The following is a 3,129-nucleotide window of genomic DNA, read 5'->3' as shown; positions in this document are numbered from 1 at the left end:
TGCTCTTTAAAAATTTGGAAAAGCTGATAATAAAATTCTGATAGATACATTGTATTTATCAAGAGTTTTCAAAAGTAAAAAAAGAATGGTAGCAGTACCATTCAGTGCCATTTAGTTAACTCTTATGAGTTGATTGATTGGTATCTACTTTAGTATTCAATATTGACTTCTGGCGAAGTTAAACTGTCACAAAACAAAGACCCGTTTGGGTTGTATGGTTAAGTGACTAAGCGTACACGGTGGATGCCTTGGCAGTTGGAGGCGATGAAGGACGTATTAACTTGCGATAAGCTTAGTCAAGCTAGTAAAAAGCGCTTGAGACTAAGATTTCCGAATGGGGAAACCCACCTGCTTGCAGGTATCGTTAACTGAATACATAGGTTAACGAGGCGAACGCGGAGAACTGAAACATCTAAGTACCCGTAGGAAAAGAAATCAACCGAGATTCCGAAAGTAGCGGCGAGCGAAATCGGAACAGCCCTTAAGCTTATTATGTGTTAATGGAAGGCTGCTGGAAAGCGCCACGATACAGGGTGATAGTCCCGTACATGAAAAGACATTTTAAGTGAAATCGAGTAGGTCGGAGCACGTGAAACTTTGACTGAATATAGGTGGACCATCATCTAAGGCTAAATACTCCCAACTGACCGATAGTGAACCAGTACCGTGAGGGAAAGGCGAAAAGAACCCCTGTGAGGGGAGTGAAATAGAACCTGAAACCGTGTACGTACAAGCAGTAGGAGCCCACTTGTTGGGTGACTGCGTACCTTTTGTATAATGGGTCAGCGACTTATATTTTGTAGCGAGGTTAACCGAATAGGGTAGCCGTAGGGAAACCGAGTCTTAACTGGGCGAATAGTTGCAAGGTATAGACCCGAAACCCGGTGATCTAGCCATGGGCAGGTTGAAGGTTGAGTAACATCAACTGGAGGACCGAACCCACTAACGTTGAAAAGTTAGGGGATGACCTGTGGCTAGGAGTGAAAGGCTAATCAAACCGGGAGATAGCTGGTTCTCCCCGAAATCTATTTAGGTAGAGCCTCGGACGAATACTTACGGGGGTAGAGCACTGTTAAGGCTAGGGGGTCATCCCGACTTACCAACCCTTTGCAAACTCCGAATACCGTAAAGTAATATCCGGGAGACACACGGCGGGTGCTAACGTCCGTCGTGAAGAGGGAAACAACCCAGACCGCCAGCTAAGGTCCCAAAGTCATAGTTAAGTGGGAAACGATGTGGAAAGGCCCAGACAGCCAGGAGGTTGGCTTAGAAGCAGCCATCCTTTAAAGAAAGCGTAATAGCTCACTGGTCGAGTCGGTCTGCGCGGAAGATGTAACGGGGCTAAACTATGCACCGAAGCTGCGGATTCAGAATTTATTCTGAGTGGTAGGGGAGCGTTCTGTAAGCCGTTGAAGGTGTACCGGGAGGTATGCTGGAGGTATCAGAAGTGCGAATGCTGACATGAGTAACGATAATGGGAGTGAAAAACTCCCACGCCGGAAGACCAAGGGTTCCTATCCCATGTTAATCAGGGTAGGGTAAGTCGACCCCTAAGGCGAGGCCGAAAGGCGTAGTCGATGGGAAACAGATTAATATTTCTGTACTCGATATAATTGCGATGGGGGGACGGAGCAGGCTAAGCAAGCATAGCGTTGGTAGTCTATGTGAAAGTGAGTAGGGCGTTTGTTTAGGTAAATCCGGACAAACACTAAACCTGAGACACGAGACGAGTCACTACGGTGATGAAGTTGCTGATGCCATACTTCCAGGAAAAGCCTCTAAGCTTCAGATTATATGGAATCGTACCCCAAACCGACACAGGTGGTCAGGTAGAGAATACTAAGGCGCTTGAGAGAACTCGGGTGAAGGAACTAGGCAAAATCGTACCGTAACTTCGGGAGAAGGTACGCTCCTATCTGTGATGAGACTTGCTCTCTAAGCGGACGGGAGCCGCAGTGACCAGGTGGCTGGGACTGTTTATTAAAAACACAGCACTGTGCAAAATCGCAAGATGACGTATACGGTGTGACACCTGCCCGGTGCCGGAAGGTTAATTGATGGGGTTATCCTTAGGGAGAAGCTCTTGATCGAAGCCCCGGTAAACGGCGGCCGTAACTATAACGGTCCTAAGGTAGCGAAATTCCTTGTCGGGTAAGTTCCGACCTGCACGAATGGTGTAACCATGGCCACGCTGTCTCCACCCGAGACTCAGTGAAATTGAAATCGCAGTGAAGATGCTGTGTACCCGCGGCTAGACGGAAAGACCCCGTGAACCTTTACTACAGCTTGGCACTGAACATTGAACCTACATGTGTAGGATAGGTGGGAGACTTTGAAGCAGCGACGCTAGTTGTTGTGGAGTCAACCTTGAAATACCACCCTTGTAGTTTTGATGTTCTAACGTTGGCCCCTGAATCGGGGTTACGGACAGTGCCTGGTGGGTAGTTTGACTGGGGCGGTCTCCTCCTAAAGAGTAACGGAGGAGCACGAAGGTTGGCTAAGTACGGTCGGACATCGTACGGTTAGTGTAATGGTAGAAGCCAGCTTAACTGCGAGACAGACACGTCGAGCAGGTACGAAAGTAGGTCATAGTGATCCGGTGGTTCTGAATGGAAGGGCCATCGCTCAACGGATAAAAGGTACTCCGGGGATAACAGGCTGATACCGCCCAAGAGTTCATATCGACGGCGGTGTTTGGCACCTCGATGTCGGCTCATCACATCCTGGGGCTGAAGTCGGTCCCAAGGGTATGGCTGTTCGCCATTTAAAGTGGTACGCGAGCTGGGTTTAGAACGTCGTGAGACAGTTCGGTCCCTATCTGCCGTGGGCGTTTGAGAATTGAGAGGGGTTGCTCCTAGTACGAGAGGACCGGAGTGAACGAACCGCTGGTGTTCGGGTTGTCATGCCAATGGCATTGCCCGGTAGCTACGTTCGGAACTGATAAGCGCTGAAAGCATCTAAGCGCGAAGCAGGCCTCGAGATGAGTTCTCACTAGACTTTTAAAGTCTCTGAAGGGCCGTTGAAGACTACAACGTTGATAGGCAAGATGTGGAAGTGGTGTGAGCCATTAAGCTAACTTGTACTAATTACCCGTGAGGCTTAACCATACAACGCCAAACGCGTTTTATG

1 rRNA gene is annotated in these 3,129 nt (G+C 48.6%); it reads left to right on the top strand.

The features are described from left to right. The first annotated feature begins 216 nt into the window (after window positions 1-216). Window positions 217-3,107 (top strand): 23S ribosomal RNA (locus tag QL995_RS21555). Window positions 3,108-3,129: the final 22 nt, after the last annotated feature.

The organism is Pseudoalteromonas sp. APC 3358 (assembly GCF_030408075.1).
Taxonomy (GTDB): domain Bacteria; phylum Pseudomonadota; class Gammaproteobacteria; order Enterobacterales; family Alteromonadaceae; genus Pseudoalteromonas; species Pseudoalteromonas arctica.
The sequence above is the reverse complement of the archived record's forward strand: the minus strand, read 5'-3'. Positions and strand labels throughout refer to the sequence as shown.